General features: G+C 63.8%; 12 protein-coding genes and 2 pseudogenes. 4 read left to right on the forward strand and 10 right to left on the reverse strand.

The annotated features are described in order from the left end of the window. Positions 1–13 precede the first annotated feature (13 nt). Together B0G71_RS12780 and B0G71_RS12785 are read left to right on the forward strand one after the other, a co-directional pair. The gene (locus B0G71_RS12780) at positions 14–1,297 is read left to right on the forward strand and encodes an EmrA/EmrK family multidrug efflux transporter periplasmic adaptor subunit (RefSeq protein WP_116142226.1); all 1,284 of its coding nucleotides are present in this window, start codon (positions 14–16) and stop codon (positions 1,295–1,297) included. A 19-nt stretch (positions 1,298–1,316) separates the two neighbouring features. Further along, positions 1,317–2,891: pseudogene (locus B0G71_RS12785) on the forward strand (DHA2 family efflux MFS transporter permease subunit); the annotation flags it as partial. 120 nt (positions 2,892–3,011) lie between these two features. Here the strand turns inward: B0G71_RS12785 and truB are convergent. From truB to B0G71_RS12830, 9 genes are all read right to left on the reverse strand, one after another. After that, a complete protein-coding gene (gene truB, locus B0G71_RS12790; protein WP_116148566.1) occupies positions 3,012–3,947 on the reverse strand; it encodes a tRNA pseudouridine(55) synthase TruB in 936 nt (311 codons plus the stop codon). Between the two features lie 94 nt (positions 3,948–4,041). Next, complete coding sequence (gene rbfA, locus B0G71_RS12795) at positions 4,042–4,407, reverse strand: 30S ribosome-binding factor RbfA (RefSeq protein WP_007182294.1); 366 nt, start codon at positions 4,405–4,407, stop codon at positions 4,042–4,044. 216 nt (positions 4,408–4,623) lie between these two features. Further along, entirely contained in the window at positions 4,624–7,584 is a 2,961-nt protein-coding gene (gene infB / locus B0G71_RS12800; RefSeq protein ID WP_116142229.1) for a translation initiation factor IF-2, read from the reverse strand. A gap of 93 nt (positions 7,585–7,677) precedes the next feature. Continuing rightward, the gene (gene nusA / locus B0G71_RS12805) at positions 7,678–9,153 is read right to left on the reverse strand and encodes a transcription termination factor NusA (protein ID WP_012432652.1); all 1,476 of its coding nucleotides are present in this window, start codon (positions 9,151–9,153) and stop codon (positions 7,678–7,680) included. Then, complete coding sequence (gene rimP, locus B0G71_RS12810; protein WP_106284567.1) at positions 9,150–9,608, reverse strand: ribosome maturation factor RimP; 459 nt, start codon at positions 9,606–9,608, stop codon at positions 9,150–9,152. The genes nusA and rimP overlap by 4 nt, the downstream gene beginning before the upstream one ends. 537 nt (positions 9,609–10,145) lie before the next feature. Continuing rightward, a complete protein-coding gene (gene rluB, locus B0G71_RS12815) occupies positions 10,146–12,020 on the reverse strand; it encodes a 23S rRNA pseudouridine(2605) synthase RluB (RefSeq protein ID WP_116142231.1) in 1,875 nt (624 codons plus the stop codon). Between the two features lie 64 nt (positions 12,021–12,084). Continuing rightward, complete coding sequence (scpB, locus tag B0G71_RS12820) at positions 12,085–13,281, reverse strand: SMC-Scp complex subunit ScpB (protein WP_116142233.1); 1,197 nt, start codon at positions 13,279–13,281, stop codon at positions 12,085–12,087. Between the two features lie 371 nt (positions 13,282–13,652). After that, positions 13,653–14,879, reverse strand: a complete 1,227-nt coding sequence (locus B0G71_RS12825; protein ID WP_116142235.1) for a pyridoxal phosphate-dependent aminotransferase — start codon at positions 14,877–14,879, stop codon at positions 13,653–13,655. Positions 14,880–15,182: 303 nt separating this feature from the next. Further along, positions 15,183–16,085: a LysR family transcriptional regulator gene (locus tag B0G71_RS12830; protein WP_116142237.1), complete on the reverse strand. Its 903-nt coding sequence runs from the start codon at positions 16,083–16,085 to the stop codon at positions 15,183–15,185. 409 nt (positions 16,086–16,494) lie between these two features. On the opposite strand from B0G71_RS12830, the pseudogene B0G71_RS12835 reads away from it, so the two are divergent. Continuing rightward, positions 16,495–16,890: pseudogene (locus B0G71_RS12835) on the forward strand (transposase); the annotation flags it as partial. A 289-nt stretch (positions 16,891–17,179) separates the two neighbouring features. Further along, entirely contained in the window at positions 17,180–17,434 is a 255-nt protein-coding gene (locus tag B0G71_RS12840; RefSeq protein ID WP_116142239.1) for a hypothetical protein, read from the forward strand. 315 nt (positions 17,435–17,749) lie between these two features. Here B0G71_RS12840 and B0G71_RS12845 read toward each other — a convergent pair whose 3' ends face one another. Continuing rightward, entirely contained in the window at positions 17,750–18,073 is a 324-nt protein-coding gene (locus tag B0G71_RS12845; RefSeq protein WP_091794922.1) for a hypothetical protein, read from the reverse strand. Between the last annotated feature and the right edge of the window lie 72 nt (positions 18,074–18,145).

Consider the following 18,145-nt stretch of genomic DNA (forward strand, 5'->3'; position numbering starts at 1 on the left):
CCGGAGCACATTAATGAGCACCACCCAACAGCCCGCGGCTACGACTCAGCCGACCCAGCCGACCCAGTCGGCCCAGCAGCCGACGCAACCGCCGGCACAACCGCCGGCTAACAACGGCAAACGCAAACTCATGATGACGCTGCTCGTCATCGTGATCCTGATCGCCGCGATCGCCTACGGCTTTTACTACTTCCTCGTCGCGCGCTTCCATGAAGACACCGACGACGCGTACGTGAACGGCAACGTCGTGCAGATCACGCCGCAAGTTACCGGCACGGTCGTCGCCGTGAACGCGGACGACACGCAAACGGTGAAGGCGGGCGACCCGCTCGTCGTGCTCGATCCGGCCGACGCCCGCGTCGCGCTCGATCAGGCCGAAGCGAACCTCGCGCAGACGGTGCGCCAGGTGCGCGGCCTGTTCGCCGACGACAATCAATACCAGGCGCAAGTAGCCCAGCGCCAGGCCGACCTGTCGCGCGCCCAGGACGACCTGAAGCGCCGTATGACGGTCGCGCAAACCGGCGCCGTGTCGCAGGAAGAAATCTCGCATGCCCGCGACGCCGTGAAGAGTGCGCAAGCCGCCGTCGATGCCGCCCAGCAGCAGTTGAACTCGAACCGCGCGCTGACCGCCAACACCACGATCGCGAATCACCCGAACGTGCAGGCCGCCGCCGCGAAGGTCCGCGACGCGTACCTGAACAACGCGCGTAACAACCTGCCGGCGCCGGTCACCGGCTACGTGGCGAAGCGCTCGGTGCAGGTCGGCCAGCGCGTCTCACCGGGCACCCCGTTGATGGCGATCGTGCCGCTCGGCGGCGTGTGGGTCGACGCGAACTTCAAGGAAGTGCAACTCAAGCACATGCGCATCGGCCAGCCGGTCGAACTGACGGCCGACGTGTACGGTTCGTCGGTGGTGTACCACGGCAAGGTGGTCGGCTTCTCAGCGGGCACGGGTTCGGCGTTCTCGCTGTTGCCCGCGCAGAACGCGACCGGCAACTGGATCAAAGTGGTGCAGCGTCTGCCGGTGCGGATCGCGCTCGATCCGAAGGAACTGGAACAGCATCCGCTGCGGATCGGCCTGTCCATGCAAGCCGACGTCAGCATCAAGGACGACAACGGCGGCCAGCTCGGCCAGGCGCCGAACACGGTCTATCAGACCAACGTGTTCGAGAAGTACGGCGACCAGGCTGACGCGGAAATCGCCCGCATCATTTCGCAAAACGCAGGTCCGAACGGCGGCTCGCAAAAGTCGACCCAGGCCGACGGCGCGAAGCCTGTCGCAGCGAAAGTGATGTAAGGCACGCGACGATTCACACAAGGCTTCTTTAATGGCTCAGGCTCAGGCGCAAGTCCCTCATCCGCCGCTCGAGGGCGCGCAACTGGTGATCGGCACCATCGCGGTGTCGCTCGCCGTTTTTATGAACGTGCTCGACACGTCGATCGCCAATGTGTCGATTCCCTCGATTTCGGGCGACCTGGGCGTGTCGTCGGATCAGGGCACGTGGGTGATCACCTCGTTCGCGGTCGCCAACGCGATCTCCGTGCCGCTCACCGGCTGGCTGACCGAACGCGTCGGCCAGGTGCGGCTGTTCATGGCGTCGATCATCCTGTTCGTGATCTCGTCGTGGATGTGCGGCCTTGCGCCGACCCTGCCCTTTCTGCTCGCTTCGCGCGTGTTGCAAGGGGCGGTGGCCGGTCCGATGATTCCGCTGTCGCAAACGCTGCTGCTCGCGAGCTATCCACGCGCCAAGGCGCCCATGGCGTTATCCATGTGGGCGATGACCACGCTGATCGCGCCGGTGGCCGGCCCGATTCTCGGCGGGTGGATCTCGGACAACATTTCGTGGCCGTGGATTTTCTACGTCAACATTCCGGTCGGCGCGATTGCCGCCGTGGCCACGTGGACGATCTTCCGCAATCGCGATTCGGTCATCAGAAAAGCGCCGATCGACGGCGTCGGTCTCGGCCTGCTGATCGTCTGGGTTGGCTCGCTGCAGGTCATGCTCGACAAGGGCAAGGATCTGGACTGGTTTTCGTCGACGACCGTCGTCGTCCTGGCGCTGGTGGCGGTGATCGCGCTCGCATTCTTTATCGTGTGGGAGTTGACGGCCGAGCACCCGGTGGTGGACCTGTCGCTGTTCAGCCGGCGCAATTTCACGGGCGGCACCGTCGCGTTGTCGATCGGCTACGGGCTTTACTTCGGCAATCTGGTGCTGCTGCCGTTGTGGCTGCAAACCGACATCGGCTACACCGCGACCGAAGCCGGTTTGGTGATGGCGCCGGTCGGCCTGTTCGCCGTGCTGCTGTCGCCGATCACCGGCAAGATATTGCCGCGCACCGATCCGCGCTATATCGCGACCCTGTCGTTCCTCGTGTTCGCACTATGTTTCTGGATGCGCTCGCGTTATACGACCGGCGTCGATACGTTTTCGCTGCTGGTGCCTACCTTGATTCAAGGGATCGGCATGGCCGGGTTCTTCATCCCACTGGTGTCGATCACCCTGTCGGGACTGCCGGGCAACCGGATTCCGGCGGCGTCGGGCCTGTCGAATTTCGTGCGGATCATGTGCGGCGGCATCGGAACATCGATTTTCCAGACGGCATGGGATCACCGCACGATCATGCATCACGCGCAACTGGCCGAACAGGCTAACGCGTACAACCCGGTGTTCGACCAGTCGATCCGGCAGATGGGCGCGGTGGGCTTCAGTCAACCGCAGGCATACGGACTGTTCAATACGATGGCGACGCAGCAGGCCGCACAACTCGGTGTGAACGACCTGTTCTTCGTGTCCGCCGGCATCTTTATCGCGCTGATCGCGTTGATCTGGATCACCAGACCTGAACGTGCCGGCGGCGACGCGGGCGCGGCGGCCGCGGCGGCGCACTGAGCTGTTGGCGCAAGTCCGTATCCGGCAGAACGATATAAAAAAGGCGGGACCGATTCTTCTGAGCGGTCCCGCCTTTTTCTTTCCAGCGCGTTTATCGCGCGCTTGCCACCTGCATGGTTTTCAGCTTGCCGTCGTGATGACCAGCCGTTCGGGTGCCAGCACACCCTCGCCTTGTCTGGCGACGCCAAGCAGACGCCCTTGCGCCGCGTACACCCGGACGCGCGGCGCATTCACCGCATCGCCCGTGATGGTCAGTTCGGACAGTTTCAACCGCTGGCCGTGCAGGAAGCGGCGCGTCTCGTCTTCGTTCAAGTGCACCAGCGGGAATGTCGACAGCAACGCATCGACAGGTTGCAGCCATGCATCGCGTTCGCTTTCGGCTGCGTCGGACAACGCGTCGAGCGTCACCGAATTGTCGAGCGTCAGTGCGCCGACGCCGGTGCGCCGCAGCGCCACCAGATGCGCGCCACAGCCCAACGCTTCGCCAATATCCTCGGCCAATGTGCGCACATACGTGCCCTTGCTGCACGTCACGCGAAACGTTACGTCCGGCAATGCGCAGGCGAGCATCTCGAGCGCGAGGATCGTCACCTGACGCCCTTCCCGCTCGACCGTCTGGCCCGCGCGCGCGTATTCGTATAACGGCTTGCCGTCGCGCTTGAGCGCCGAATACATCGGCGGGACTTGCGTGATTTCGCCGACGAACTTCGGTAGAACCGCCTGAACCGCCGCTTCGTCGCACGTGACTTCACGCGTGTCGATCGCTTCGCCTTCGGCGTCGCCGGTGGTCGTGCGGACACCGAGACGCATGGTGGCCTCATAGGTCTTGTCGGCTTCGAGCAGGTCTTGCGAAAACTTGGTGGCTTCGCCGAAACAGAGCGGCAGCAAGCCTGTGGCCAAGGGATCGAGCGTGCCGGTGTGGCCCGCCTTTTTCGCCAGATAGAGACGCTTCGCGCGAATCAGCGCGTCGTTGCTCGACAGGCCGAGCGGCTTGTCGAGCAGCAGCACGCCGTCGAGCGCGCGACGCGGCACGCGGGGGCGTTGAGGTGCGGTCATGTCAGAAAGACGAAAGTCTTCGAAGGGTGCGGAAAACAGCACTGAGCGCATGGCGGCTCAGGCATGGCAGCGAGCGCCGCGGCAAACAGCGCGTTCAGTCTTCTTTCGCGCGATTGGCGTTGGCTTCGTCGATCAAACGCGACATCTCGACGGCGCGCTCGATCGTTTTGTCGTAATGGAAATGCAGCGTCGGCACGGTGTGGATATGCAGGCGCTTGAACAACTGATTATGCAGATGGCCGGCCGCGTGCGTGAGCGCCTCGAGCGTCTGCTGCGGATCGCCGGTGAGCGTCGTGAAATAGATCTTGGCGTGCGCGTAGTCCGGCGTCAGTTCGACGCTTTGAATCGTGACGATGCCGATGCGCGGATCTTTGACCTCGCGAAGCAGTTCGGACAGATCGCGCTGGATCTGATCGGCGATCTGCACGTTGCGATTGGGTGAAGAACGTTTTTTAGGCATGGTGTGATGTGATCCGTTCTGACGGATGCAAAAAAGTGGTTCGCGCCGCTGCGTTTTGGGCTTTATCCTCGCGGCATTCAAACGGCCCAGGATGACCGGAAGAAACTCGCGCGCAGGCGCTCTGCGCGACGGACACGAACAAAAAGTGTGGCCCCAAAAACAACGGGCGGAGCGGGCGTTAAAGCCCGCTCCGCCCCTAGAGCCGTGCCGCGTGAATTACAGCGTACGCGCGACTTCGGTGATCTCGAAGACTTCGAACTGATCGCCTTCGACGATGTCGTTGAAGTTCTTGATCGACATACCGCACTCGAAGCCCTGACGGACTTCCTTCACGTCGTCCTTGAAGCGCTTGAGCGAATCGAGCTCGCCCGTGAAGATGACGACGTTGTTGCGCAGCACGCGCACCGACGACGAGCGCTTGACGAAACCGTCCGTGACCATACAGCCGGCCACCGCGCCGATCTTCGGTACCTTGAAGACCTGACGCACTTCGACCGTACCCGTGACGATTTCGCGCTTCTCCGGTGCCAGCATGCCCGACATCGCGGCCTTCACCTCATCCACTGCGTCATAGATGATGTTGTAGTAGCGAATATCGACGCCGTTGGCTTCCGCCAGCTTGCGCGCCTGCGCGTCCGCACGGGTGTTGAAGCCGATGATGACCGCCTTCGAGGCCGTTGCCAGGTTGACGTCGGACTCGCTGATGCCACCCACGGCGCCGTGCACGATCTGCACGCGCACTTCGTCGGTGGAAAGCTTGAGCAGCGACTGCACCAACGCTTCCTGCGAACCTTGCACGTCGGCCTTGACGATGAGCGGCATGTACGCCACTTCGCCTTCGCCCATCTGCTCCAGCATGTTCTCGAGCTTCGCGGCCTGTTGCTTGGCCAGCTTGACGTCGCGGAACTTGCCTTGACGGAACAGTGCGACTTCACGCGCCTTGCGGTCGTCCGGCATGACGATGACTTCTTCGCCTGCCTGCGGGACTTCCGACAGACCCTGAATTTCGACCGGGATCGACGGGCCCGCCGACTTGGTCGGCTTGCCGGTTTCGTCGAGCATGGCTCGCACGCGACCGTAGGCGCTACCTGCCAGCACCACGTCGCCGCGGTTCAGCGTACCCGACTGGACCAGGATCGTTGCAACCGGACCCTTACCCTTGTCGAGCTTCGCTTCGATAACGAGACCCTTGGCCGGCGCTTCGACCGGTGCCTTCAATTCCAGCACTTCGGCTTGCAACAGCACGTTTTCGAGCAGATCGTCGATGCCCGCGCCGGTCTTGGCCGACACCGGCACGAACGGCGATTCGCCGCCGTACTCTTCCGGCACGACGCCTTCCGCGACGAGTTCCTGCTTCACGCGTTCCAGATTGGCATCCGGTTTGTCGATCTTGTTGATCGCGACGACGAGCGGCACGCCGCCTGCCTTCGCGTGAGCGATTGCTTCCTTCGTTTGCGGCATCACGCCGTCGTCGGCTGCAACCACCAGAATCACGATGTCCGTTGCCTTCGCACCACGGGCACGCATGGCCGTAAAGGCCTCGTGACCCGGCGTGTCGAGGAACGTGATGACGCCGCGCGGCGTTTCGACGTGGTAAGCGCCGATGTGCTGCGTAATCCCGCCCGCTTCGCCCGCCGCAACCTTGGCGCGGCGGATGTAGTCGAGCAGCGACGTCTTGCCGTGGTCGACGTGACCCATGACCGTGACGACCGGCGGACGCGGCAACGATTCCGCATCGGAAATCTCGCCTTCGACCAGCATGGCTTCCGGATCGTCCAGCTTGGCCGCAACCGCGTGGTGACCCAGTTCCTCGACGATGATCATCGCCGTTTCCTGGTCCAGCATCTGGTTGATCGTGACCATCTGGCCGAGCTTCATCATCGACTTGATGACTTCCGACGCCTTCACCGCCATCTTGTGCGCCAGATCGGCGACCGTGATAGTTTCCGGCACGTGCACTTCACGCACGATCGGTTCGGTCGGCGCCTGGAACGTGGTGTTCTGATCCTGATGCTTGCCGCGACCCTTCGGGCCACCGCGCCAGCCGCGATCGACACCGCCGCTCGTATCGCCACGCGTCTTGATGCCGCGGCGCTTCGCGGCGTCGTCCTGCCAGCCGCCCTTGCCGCCGCCCGGCTTCTTCTTGTCGCCGGCGGAAGGCGTGGTCGTGGCAGCCGGAGCCGCAGCTGCCGGCTTCTTGGCTGCCGGACGCGCCGGTGCTTCACCAGCCGGACGCGCCGGCTTGTGCAGCGTGCCCTTCGCTTCCGCGGCCTTGGCCGGCTCAGCGGGCTTCGGTGCCGGTTCCGGCGCCTTGACCTGCGCCTTGCGCGGCGTGTTCATCATTTCGCGAATCGCGCGCGCTTCGGCTTCAGCCGCGGCACGGCGCTTGGCGATCTGTTCCTGCTCGGCACGCGCTTTTTCAGCAGCCTGACGCGCTGCGTCTTCTGCTTTCTTTGCGGCTTCGCGTTGCGCGGCGCGCTCCGCTGCGGCACGCTCGTCGTCCTGCTCGCTTTGCTTGGCGACCGCCGGCTCCGCTGTCTTGGCGGCGACCGGTTCAGCTTTCGCGGCCGCAGGTTGCGCAGCTTGTGCCGGCTTGGTAGCCTGCGCCTGCTCGCGAGCTGCCGCCTCGGCCGCAGCACGCTTCTTCGCGGCTTCTTCTTCGGCGCGGCGACGCTCGGCTTCAGCAGCCGCTTCGCGCGCCTGACGTTCCGCTTCTTCGCGCTCGAGTTGTTCCTGACGCGCCTTCAGCTCCTGAGCCTGCTTTTCGAGCAACTCGGCTTCGTGACGAGCTTCCTCTTCACGACGCTGGAGTTCCAGATCGTCGATGTCGGCCTCAGCCACATGATTCGATGCATCTCCGTTTTCAGCGGAGGTTTCGTCGCGGCGGACGAAAGTGCGCTTCTTACGCACCTCGACCTGAATGGTGCGAGCTTTGCCCGTCGCATCGGATTGCTTGATTTCCGACGTATGCCGTTTCGTCAGCGTGATCTTGCGCTTGTCAGCATCAGTCGAGCCGTGAGACTTGCGCAAGTGGTCGAGCAGACGCGCCTTGTCCGTTTCGGACAAGCTATCGTCTTCGCTCGCTTTTGTGACGCCCGCCGCCTGCAGCTGCTCAAGCAGCACGCCTGCAGGCATTTTCAGTTCCGCGGCAAATTGGGCTACGTTGTTACTCGCCATTCATTCCTCTTAATGCAAGGACCGATTCCTTGCGGTTAGCATCGGGTCATGCGGCCTGACGGCCGCTTCAATTTAGTGCGCCATGGTCATTTCTCACTGGAACCAGTGTTCACGTGCTTTCATGATCAACGCCTTAGCGGCATCCTCTTCCATTCCGGTCATCTCGACCAGTTCATCCACAGCCAGCTCGGCGAGTTCGTCGCGCGTCTGGATCTGATGTTCGGCCAGCTTGGCGAGCAGGTCGGCGTCCATGCCGTCCAGGCTCTTCAGGTCGAGCGCTACATTTTCGACCTTTTCTTCATTCGCGATTGCCTGCGTCAACAGCGCGTCGCGCGAGCGGTTACGCAGTTCGTGGACGGTGTCTTCGTCGAACGCTTCGATTTCGAGCATTTCGTTGAGCGGCACATAGGCAATCTCTTCGAGGCTCGTAAAGCCTTCGTCGATCAGGATGTCAGCGACTTCTTCGTCGACATCGAGACGCGCCATGAACAGGTCACGCAAAACGCCACGTTCCTGATTCTGCTTTTGCGCAGATTCGTCCGGCGTCATGATGTTGATCTGCCAGCCGGTGAGTTCGCTGGCAAGACGCACGTTCTGGCCGCTGCGGCCGATCGCGACCGCCAGTTCGTTTTCGTCTACGACGACGTCCATCGAATGTTTTTCTTCATCGACGACGATCGACTGGACGGCTGCCGGCGCGAGCGCGCCGATCACAAACTGTGCGGGATCCTCCGACCATAGCACGATGTCGACGTTTTCGCCACCGAGCTCGTTACGCACCGCCTGCACGCGCGAACCACGAATGCCGACGCAGGTGCCGATCGGATCGATGCGCTTGTCGTACGCGACCACACCGATCTTTGCGCGCACGCCCGGATCGCGCGCGGCCGCCTTGATTTCCAGCAGGCCTTGTTCGATTTCCGGCACTTCCATCTCGAACAGCTTCATCAGGAACTCGGGCGCCGTACGCGACAGTTCGATCTGCGGACCGCGCGCGGTGCGATCGACCTTCGCGATGTAGGCGCGCACGCGGTCGCCCACGCGCAGGTTTTCCTTCGGAATAAGCTGGTCGCGGCGCAGCAGCGCTTCGACACGGCCGGTTTCAACGATGAAGTTGCCCTTGTCGAGACGCTTCACCGAGCCGGTCATGATGTGCTCGCCGCGCTCGAGGAAGTCGTTCAGGATCTGTTCGCGTTCGGCGTCGCGCACCTTCTGCAGGATCACCTGCTTGGCGGCCTGCGCGCCGATACGGCCGAATTCGATCGACGGCACCGGTTCCTCGATGAACTCGTCGAGTTGAATCTCGGGCTTCTGTTCACGTGCTTCGAACAACAGGATTTCCTGATCCGGCTCCTGCAAACCGGCTTCGTCCGGCACCACTTTCCAGCGTCGAAACGTTTCGTGTTCGCCGCTTTCACGATCGATCTGGACGCGAATATCCGCGTCTTCTTCGAAGAGTTTCTTGGAGGCCGAAGCGAGGGCCGCCTCGAGCGCGGCAAATACCACGTCTTTGTCGACGTTCTTCTCGCGTGCCAGCGCATCCACCAGCATCAACACTTCGCGACTCATTGTTTGCGGCTCCTAAAGTCAAACTTCGGAACGAGGCGTGCCTTATCGATATCCGCGAGCGTGAAATCGAGCATCGCGGCGCCTTCCTTCCCTTCAAATTCCAGACCGATCGTCTCGTCTTGCGGAGCATGCAGGATGCCCCGGTACGATTTCCGTCCGTCCAATGGCTTTTTCAATGTGATTACCACTTCGCTGCCTGCGAAGCGTTCAAAATCCGCCAGTTTTTTCAGCGGGCGGTCGAGCCCCGGCGACGATACTTCAAGCCGCTCGTAATCGATATTTTCGACCGTCAAAACGTGCTGGAGCTGACGCGTGACTTTCTCGCAGTCTTCGATCGCGATGCCGGCCGGCTGGTCGATATAGATACACAACATGCCGCGCCCGGTGCGCTCGAGATCGACGAGCTCGTAGCCGAGTCCCACGACCGTGGTTTCAATCAGTTCCGTCAGTTGCACAGTGCCCTCTTAGATGTTCGCGCAGCGAGCCTGCCGCTTGTTTTGCAAACAACCAATGCGGGCCGCGCGCCAAGCCGGCGCACGTTCGTGCTACCCGAGATGCCGAACCACTGAGAACTGCGCGGCAAAAAAAAATGGGCTAAACGCCCATCATCTTATTGCCGGTGGTCGCACCTGAGCCGCACATAAAAAGCCGCACGCCCAGCGACTTCGCGATTGTAGCCATTTTTCGGGACAAACGCAAACCGCAGAACGCCGCCCAACGCGCTTTTCCGCTTGATTTCATGGGAATCTTTCAACGATATGACGGCGCTTCGGGGCTTTTGCAAGGCGGCTGACGCCGCCCCCGCACCCGCACCGGACAAGCGGGGCAGATGAAATCCGCCCCCACTTCCCCCTACGCCGCGGTTTTATGCGTCACATGAAATGTGAGCGGCGCCGGGCTAATGCCTTTCGTCGATCGACTCTGCCAGTCGCCGGCAATAGATCCTTGAAAAAGATCCGCGGCTGACCGCCATTGCATGACCGGCGTGGTGCTTAGCGACCGCGCGAACGGCCACGAGGAGCGCCGCCACCACGATTGGCGCCGCCGGCGTTGCCGCCGCCCGCACGGTTGCCGGCACCGCCGCGATTACCGCCCGGCCCGCGATTGCCACCGCCGCTACCCGGATTGGGAGCGCCGCTGCCGCCGGCGCGCTTGCCGCCGCCGGCCGCACGGTTGCCGCTGCCGGACGGTGCGCGATTGCCATCGACTTCACGGCCGCCACGCGGGCCGCCCGCGCCGCCGCCCATCGGGCCGCTGAACCCACCGGCGCCACGCGCGCCGCCGCGATTGCCGTAGCCACCGCCGAAACCTGCGCCCGCACCACCGCCGAAGCCACCGCCCGCCGCACCTCGCCGTCCCTGGCCCTGGCCACGCGGTTGTTGCTGGTCGAAGCGGCCATGCGACATCAGCACGGGTTCGCGGCCGATGAAGCCCATCGACGTCTGCATCGGATCCGGCTGCTTGCGCTCCGGCGCTTCCCGGCGACCGCCCTTGTCTTCCGCCGGCGCCTTCAGGCCGACCGACGCCATCAGCGCGCGCACCTGGTTGTCCTCGAGCTCTTCCCAGCGGCCGCGCTTGAGGCCCTTGGGCAGCGAGATCGGGCCGTGACGGGTACGAATCAGGCGGCTGACCATCAGGCCGGCCGCTTCGAACATACGACGCACTTCGCGGTTACGCCCTTCGGCGAGCGCGACGTGATACCAGTGATTCGTGCCTTCGCCGCCGCCGTCGCGGATACGCAGGAAGTTCGCGGGGCCGTCTTCCAGCTCGACGCCGTTCAGCAGCTTCTGACGCATGCCTTCGGCCAGTTCGCCGACCACGCGCACCGCGTATTCACGCTCCACGCTATAACGTGGGTGCATGAAACGGTTCGCCAGATCGCCCGACGTGGTCAGCATCAGCAGACCTTCAGTGTTGAAGTCGAGACGGCCGACCGCGAGCCACTTGGCGGTTTTCATCGGCGGCAGATTGTCGAATACCGACGCACGACCTTCCGGATCCGCGTGGCTGACGATTTCGCCGGTCGGTTTGTGATACAACAGCACGCGCGGCGGCTTGTTGGCCAGCTTGCGCTTGACCGGCTTGCCGTTGATGCGAACCTGGTCGGTCGGCATGATGCGCTGGCCGATGTGAGCCGGCTCGCCGTTCACCGACACGCGGCCGGCGACGATCAGTTCTTCCATGTCGCGGCGCGAACCCATGCCGGCTTCGGCCAGCACCTTGTGCAGCTTCGGCGCGTCGTCGTCAGCGGCGAGCACGCGCTTGGGCGCGGCCGGCTTGCCACGGCGCAGCATCGGCGCGCGCACGCCGCCGCTGGTGCTGTTGTCCGCGTCGAACGCGGGCGATGTGACATACGAGAACAGATCGTCCTGACCCGCGACTGCCGCGGCCGCCGGCGCTTCACCGCCGCGGCGGCTGTTCTGACGCTGGCCGCCTTCGCGCGGCTGACGCTCGCGTTGACCCTCACGCTGACCTTCGCGCGGCGCGCCGTCACGCGGTGCGCCCTCGCGCTTCGCGCCGCCCGCATTGCGGCGCGGCCCTTGACCCTTGGCGCCCGCGTCCTTGCGCGGCATGCGCACTTGCGCGACGACTTCGCCGTCCGGCGGCGCCTCGGTGACGACCGGCGCCCCTTGCGCGGGCGCGCCTTCGGCGCCCTTCGTCTTCGCGCCGGCGCGGCGCCGGGCGATCAGGCTGCGCGGGCCGCGACGCAGGCCGCGGCGCGGACGGTCTTCGCCGTCTGCTTCCGTGGTCTGCGCCGGGCGCTCGCCCTCGCCTGCCGACGCTTGCTTGGTGCGCGTTTCGTCAGCGCGCGCCGATGGCACGGCGCGCTCGGATTCGGACGAATCGGTGTCGTGGGTATGTGTCAAAACAACCTCAAAATGTCAGGTCGCGCACGCCCGTTGCGGGCGTGGCAAAAAAAGTTCGGTTACGTCAGGCGCTGCGCGACTCGGGTTCGTCGTCGGTCAGAATGCCTGCGTCCTGCGCCGCATCGCGACGATCCAGAGGATCGCCGTGCGCCGCCTTGGTCGGGTTCGACTCGGCGGCGTGCTCCGTATTGCGGAGTACGCCCGAGTCGTGCGCGGGTATTGCCGGATCGGCCTGGGAGACCGGATCGTGATTCTGTGCGGACTCGGCGACGCCGGTCTGCGGTACAACGTTCGCCGGGTGCGCAACCTCAGCCTGCTCCTGCGCGGCCAGCGTGGCAGCGGCGTCCGTATGCGCTCCGGATGATGCCGATGCGTTTTGCGCGGCAACTTCTACCGCCGCGTCGGCCGCCTGCGCCGATTCCACCGGCTCAGCGTGCTGCGTCTCGTGCGCTTCAGCAAGCTCGTCAGCGATTTCTGTTCCTGACGCCTCGTTCAGTGCTCCAAACGGGCTGTCAGCGGCATGGCCAACTGCGTCGGCGGAGTCGCATTGCGGCGCTTCGCTCGTGGCTTGCGGAATATTCTCCGCCTCGCCATCGGCAGTTGCGCTCACAAGCTCATCAGCAACAGCGCCTGCTTCAACTACCACGCCGGAATCCACCTGCTCTTCTTCCGGAGCCGAAACCTGCGCGACATCGGCCTCGGCGAACTCGATTGCGTGCTGGCCGAGCAGATCCGCGTTCAACTGTGCCGACGGATCGGCGAGCGGCGGCAATTCGTCCAACGCCGTCAGCCCGAGGTCGTCGAGGAATTGCCGCGTGGTCGCGTACAGTGCCGGGCGACCCGGCACGTCACGATGACCGATCACTTCGATCCAGCCGCGATCTTCGAGTTGCTTGACGACCTGCGTATTCACCGTGACGCCGCGAATCTCTTCAATGTCGCCGCGCGTCACCGGTTGCCGGTATGCAATGATCGCGAGCGTTTCGAGTACCGCGCGCGAATATTTCGGCGGTTTCTCAGGATGCAAACGATCCAGATACGAGCGCATCGCGGGCTTGCTTTGAAATCGCCAGCCCGACGCCAGCCCGACCAACTCCACACCGCGCCCAGACCAGTCCTGCTTGAGGTCTTCGAGCAACGTCCGAACGGTGTCTGCCGACACGCCGTCGGCAAAGAGCTTGCGCAACTCGCCGAGCTTTAACGGCTCCTGCGCGCAGATCAAGGCAGTCTCGAGGACGATCTTCGCCTCTTGGGTATTCATGCAGCTAGGTCAGACCCTGTGGTCAAAGAACCGGATCAAACAGACGATGTGGAACTGAAGACGCGCTCGCCCGATTCTGATCGGTCATATTGATGGGAGCACGCACCGGGGGGAGGCGAAACAGACAATCGAACCAAACCCAGCCGGACGGAGCAGCGATATTCCTGAAGGGAACCGCGTGACTGAGCGCCATATTACGCAAAAACAATCAGTGCGTAAAGACGAAATCCCCCGCGCATTTTCCAACCCCGGCTTCACGGACGTACTTTAGTGAAAAAGCGGGCCTAATTTGATAAAAACCCGCTTTTTTTCCGCTGATCTTCGCCTGGTTGGCTCAATAGCTTCAGGCAGCCACCTTTTCCGCCACGAGTTCATTGTGCCGCTGCATGTTCCCTCAAGAACCGTTTCAGGCGCTCGACGCCCGCGTCCAAGCGCGCCGTGTCGCAGGCGTAGCACCAGCGCACGAAGCCCTCGCCTTGCGGACCGAACGCGCTGCCCGGCGCCACGCCCAGCCCGACGTCACGCACCATCGCCTTGCAAAGCTCCAGACTGCGCGAGGCGCCCGGCATCGAGAAAAACAGATACATCGCGCCGGGCGGCGCCTTGACGTCGACGCCGGGCACCGAGGCGAGCGCGCTCACCAGATGGTCGCGTGACGCCTTCAGGTCGCGCACCAGTTCCTGCGTAAAGCGCTCGCCTTGCTCGATGGCCGCGATGCCCGCCTGCTGCACGAAGGCCGGCGCGCACGAAGTGTTGTACTCGACGAGCTTGCCCAGATCGTCCATCAACGCGGCCGGCGCGACGATCCAGCCGAGCCGCCAGCCTGTCATCAACCATGCCTTCGAAAACGAATTGACGCAGATCACGCGTTCGTCCCGGGTGGCCAGATAGAGGAATGACGGCGCCGTGCGCGAGGGCGCCCCGGCCGCGCCGGGCTCGGCGTCCGCATAGTAAAGGCGTTCGTAGACCTCGTCCGCGACGATCCAGATGCCGTGGCGCCGGCAATGCGCCAGCACGGCACGCTGCTCGTCGCGGCTCATCACCCAGCCCGTCGGATTGTTCGGCGAGTTGATCAGCAGCATTTTCGTGTCGGGCGTCAGCGCTGCCAGCAGTTGGCCGAGGTCGAGTTGCCAGCCACGCTCGCCGTACCCCAGCGCGACTGTTTCGACATGCGCGCCGAGAATCTTCGGAATCTCGACCAGATTCGGCCAGAGCGGCGTAACCGCGACGACGCGGTCGCCCGCGCCCACCACGAGTTGCGCCGCGAGCATCAGCGCATTCACGCCCGCGCTCGTCACCGCGACGTGCTGCGCCAACGTCGCGCCGTGCAGGTCGCTGACATAGCCCGCCAGCGCGGCGCGCAGCGGCGCGATGCCGAGGTTGTGCGTGTAGAACGTCGCACCGGCCGCGAGCGACGCGCTAGCAGCGTCGCGGATGAAGGCGGGCGTGACGCGGTCGGATTCGCCGAACCAGAACGGCAGCACGTCGGCGACGCCGAAACCGGCGTTGGCGACTTCGCGGATCTGCGAAGGACGCAGTGCGCGCACGGCATCGCGCGCGTTCGGGATGGATGGCACAGGCAGGTCCGATTCGCTCATCGAGGCTTCCAGACGGGTGAAGGGTATGGGTTGAACTTCAGCAGAGGAGTTAGTTTAGCTTGGTGCGTCTTTCGGGACCGCGAAACCGCCGGATGAGAATGCGTGGCGGACGATTGGTCGCGGATGGGGCGCGGCCAGGCGCCATGCCTCGAGAGCCGCGCCGATCGCCCCGTCGCACCGCCCGAGCCCAGGGTATCGCACTCGTCGCGCCGCCGCGCCTTCTGCCCACGGGAACATTGCACTCCCTAGGCGGCCGCGCATTCGCCATTCCCTGGAACATCGCGCACCTTCGACAACCACGAACTAGTTCAAGTCCTCCGCCCTCCCCGGCAATTGGCGAATCAGTCCCCACACCGCCTCCGCCGCCGGCGACAGGGAGCGGTCGCGCCGCCGCACCAGCTCGACCGTACGCTCCGCGCGCGGCTCGAGCGGCCGGGCTACCAGCGCCGCGCCCGCAGGTAGCGGCAAGGCCAGCCAGGGCAGCACGCTCACGCCGACACCCGCCTCGACCAGCCCAAAAACGGTCGCGGAGTGCCCCAGCTCCTGCACCACCGTGGCGCTCACGCCGTATTCCTGCATCGCGGCGTCGATGATCGGCCGGCTGCCCGATGCGTAATCGAGCATTACGAGCTGCTGGCCGTCCAGGTCAGTCCACGCCACCTGCTCCTGCGCCGCTAATGGATGATCGTCGCGCGAGACGACGCAGAACGAATCCGTCATCAGCGATTCGCTTAGCAGGTCATCGGCGGAAAACGGGCCGATGATCACGCCGAAGTCCACCTCGCCCGACTTGACCTTGCGCACCACGTCGCTCTGCACGTCGTCGCGCAAGCCGAGCGCGATATAGGGGAATTGCTGTCCGCACGAGGCCACCACGCGCGGCATGAGCCGGCATGCCACTGTCGGGCTGGCGGCCACCACCACGCGTCCGCGGCGCTGTTCACCGATTTCGCGGATCTCGCGCAGCGCGTCGTCAAGGTCGGTCAGCAGACGCGACACGCTCGACACCAGGTTGCCGCCGACGTCCGTGAGTTGCACTTCCCGGGTGGTGCGGTCGATCAGCTTGAGGCCGATCTCGCTCTCCAGTTCCCGCACGCAGCGGCTGACTGCTGACTGCGTCAGGCCGATTTCATCGCCGGCGCGGCTGAAGCTCTGCAAACGGGCGACCTCGATGAAAACCCTTAGCTGGCGCAGCGTGACATTCATTTACCGACCTCATCAATTGCATCATTTGATGCGCATTGTAAGGCTAAAGACAGCACCTCACCTCCTTTTCGCCATTTCGCTGCAATGCAGCAATAAGGCGCAAACGCACGCTGGTCGGGCCTGATTGCACAAGATTGGTGATTGTCCCGATTTGCGAGATGGGTTTTTTGGATTCTTATACGGCCCTAGCTAGCGCCCGCGCTGGCCCGCTGTCACAGGGCTTTCAGGCGGTTGGACTCAACTTGGCACACTTCCTGCATTTAGATGCACACAAGGGTCGGCGCCATGATTCTGACTGCATAGCAGACCGTGGCAAGCCCGACCCTCCTTGGCACTCGCCTATCGAGTGCATGGAGAGTGCGCGGCGCGGGGCAGCGCACCGGAGTTAGCTTCGCTGAGGTGAAACATGATGCTGTTCGACGATTTGAGAGACAACGAGTGGGCGCTGGTCGAGGCGTTGTTCTGTGCGGAGCCCGCACGGAGCGAACGGCGCGGTCGGCCACGCGTGGAAGCGCGCGCGGTTGTCAACGCCGTGCTGTGGGTGCTATCGACAGGCGAAGGCTGGTCCAAACTGCCGGGCCGCTATCCGTCGCCGCCGACTTGCCGCCGCCGTTTCGACGAGTGGCAAGCCGATGGTACGCTCGCCGAAATAGTTAAGCGACTCGGCACGAGCGGCCGTGAAATTTCGCTGCGCGGCCGGATTGGCGCGACCGCCGCGAAACCGCCGGCACCGCCGAGCCGTGACCGTCTGCGCGGCGCATTCTGGACCAATCCGGAATCGTGGCGCGCGCCGGTCAAGATGGCCTGACGCATACTGTTTTCCCCCGGGCGCCTGCTGGCGCCCGGCATGTATCGAACCCAGGTCGACGCGTCTTCATGCACGCCCTGCCTGATATGGGCACCGCTGCCGGCGCGCCCACCACAGTCGTCCCTTCCCGCCACACCCAGCCTGCGCGCTGCTTCAGAGGTCTGAAGCGGCGCCATCGTTGCGGGTGAAACATCCATTTACTATTACTTACAGCGTGCTTTCGCGACTGGGCATACCTTATATGTATGCAAACAGGCCTTGTTGATCGGCTTGACGGGAGCTCAGCATGAAACCAATGTCACTGCTTCTGTGCGGCATTGTCGTTTCATCAATGGCCGCACCGGTGCTCGCTCAAGAGCGCCAACAGGCCTGGAACTGGAGGCCGGATCGTCCGGCTACCATCGAAGCCTGGCAGCAAAGCGATACACGCGCTCGCGACTTCACACCGCCGGCGCCGCGTGGGGATTTGCGCGGCGATATCGCCAGCAATGTGCGTACGCGGCCGGAGCCGCCTCGGCCGGATGCGACACGCCGGCGTTAGGCGGGGCCGGACATGAGCAGCGGCCATGCGCCGTGCCGGCGAAGTTCCGCAGCGCATATTAAGTAATTGGGGGAACCACCGCGCGTCGTGCCGGTCTGATTTAACGCCATTAGCACAGCGTGGCAGTAGTAATTCCGGTACGCCCGTATCCTCGCGATACGGGCTTTTTTTTGCGCTGTCCTTAAGCAAATCGCACCGCCTGCGGGCGCGTAAGACACACGACGTAACGCAAGCGCAATGAAGCGAAGACCGAGCAATGGGGACGCCGCCAGCCGCTCGAAGCGGCCGGGAAACAACGCCTGCCGCCCGCCGGACCTAAGGCCGGACTTCGAGCGCGGCGGTAGGCCGCGTGTCGGCGGTGGCGACGACGTAGTCGTTCATGCGCTGCGCTGTCCAGCTGAGCAGACGTTCGTCATGGGCGAGCCGTGCAAACTCGGCTCTGCCGCGCTCCGTGAGCACGGCGATATCGACAGGTGCGTGAAAGCCCGGAGCCGGCGCGACAGTGCGCTGCCGAACGGTGTCCATCAAGCCTAGTGCGCGAAGATATTGGAAAACACCCGGCCTTCTAGCCCATGGGACCTGGCGATATTGCGCCCGCCGCAGCGCTTCAAGTACCGCTTCGTTGGAATACGTGGTCATCTCACTTCTTTCTTAAAGTGCAGCTATGACACATTTATGCCCAACACGTCACCGCGCCACCAGTGACGCGCT

Origin of the sequence: Paraburkholderia sp. BL27I4N3, from assembly GCF_003386115.1 — a bacterium.
Classification (GTDB): domain Bacteria; phylum Pseudomonadota; class Gammaproteobacteria; order Burkholderiales; family Burkholderiaceae; genus Paraburkholderia.

Coding starts and splice junctions, on each gene's coding strand:
- B0G71_RS12780 (WP_116142226.1), top strand. CDS start 14: ATGAGCACCACCCAACAGCCCGCGGCTACGACTCAGCCGACCCAGCCG.
- truB (WP_116148566.1), bottom strand. CDS start 3,947: ATGACCGCACCTCAACGCCCCCGCGTGCCGCGTCGCGCGCTCGACGGC.
- rbfA (WP_007182294.1), bottom strand. CDS start 4,407: ATGCCTAAAAAACGTTCTTCACCCAATCGCAACGTGCAGATCGCCGAT.
- infB (WP_116142229.1), bottom strand. CDS start 7,584: ATGGCGAGTAACAACGTAGCCCAATTTGCCGCGGAACTGAAAATGCCT.
- nusA (WP_012432652.1), bottom strand. CDS start 9,153: ATGAGTCGCGAAGTGTTGATGCTGGTGGATGCGCTGGCACGCGAGAAG.
- scpB (WP_116142233.1), bottom strand. CDS start 13,281: ATGAATACCCAAGAGGCGAAGATCGTCCTCGAGACTGCCTTGATCTGC.
- B0G71_RS12825 (WP_116142235.1), bottom strand. CDS start 14,879: ATGAGCGAATCGGACCTGCCTGTGCCATCCATCCCGAACGCGCGCGAT.
- B0G71_RS12830 (WP_116142237.1), bottom strand. CDS start 16,085: ATGAATGTCACGCTGCGCCAGCTAAGGGTTTTCATCGAGGTCGCCCGT.
- B0G71_RS12840 (WP_116142239.1), top strand. CDS start 17,180: ATGAAACCAATGTCACTGCTTCTGTGCGGCATTGTCGTTTCATCAATG.
- B0G71_RS12845 (WP_091794922.1), bottom strand. CDS start 18,073: ATGACCACGTATTCCAACGAAGCGGTACTTGAAGCGCTGCGGCGGGCG.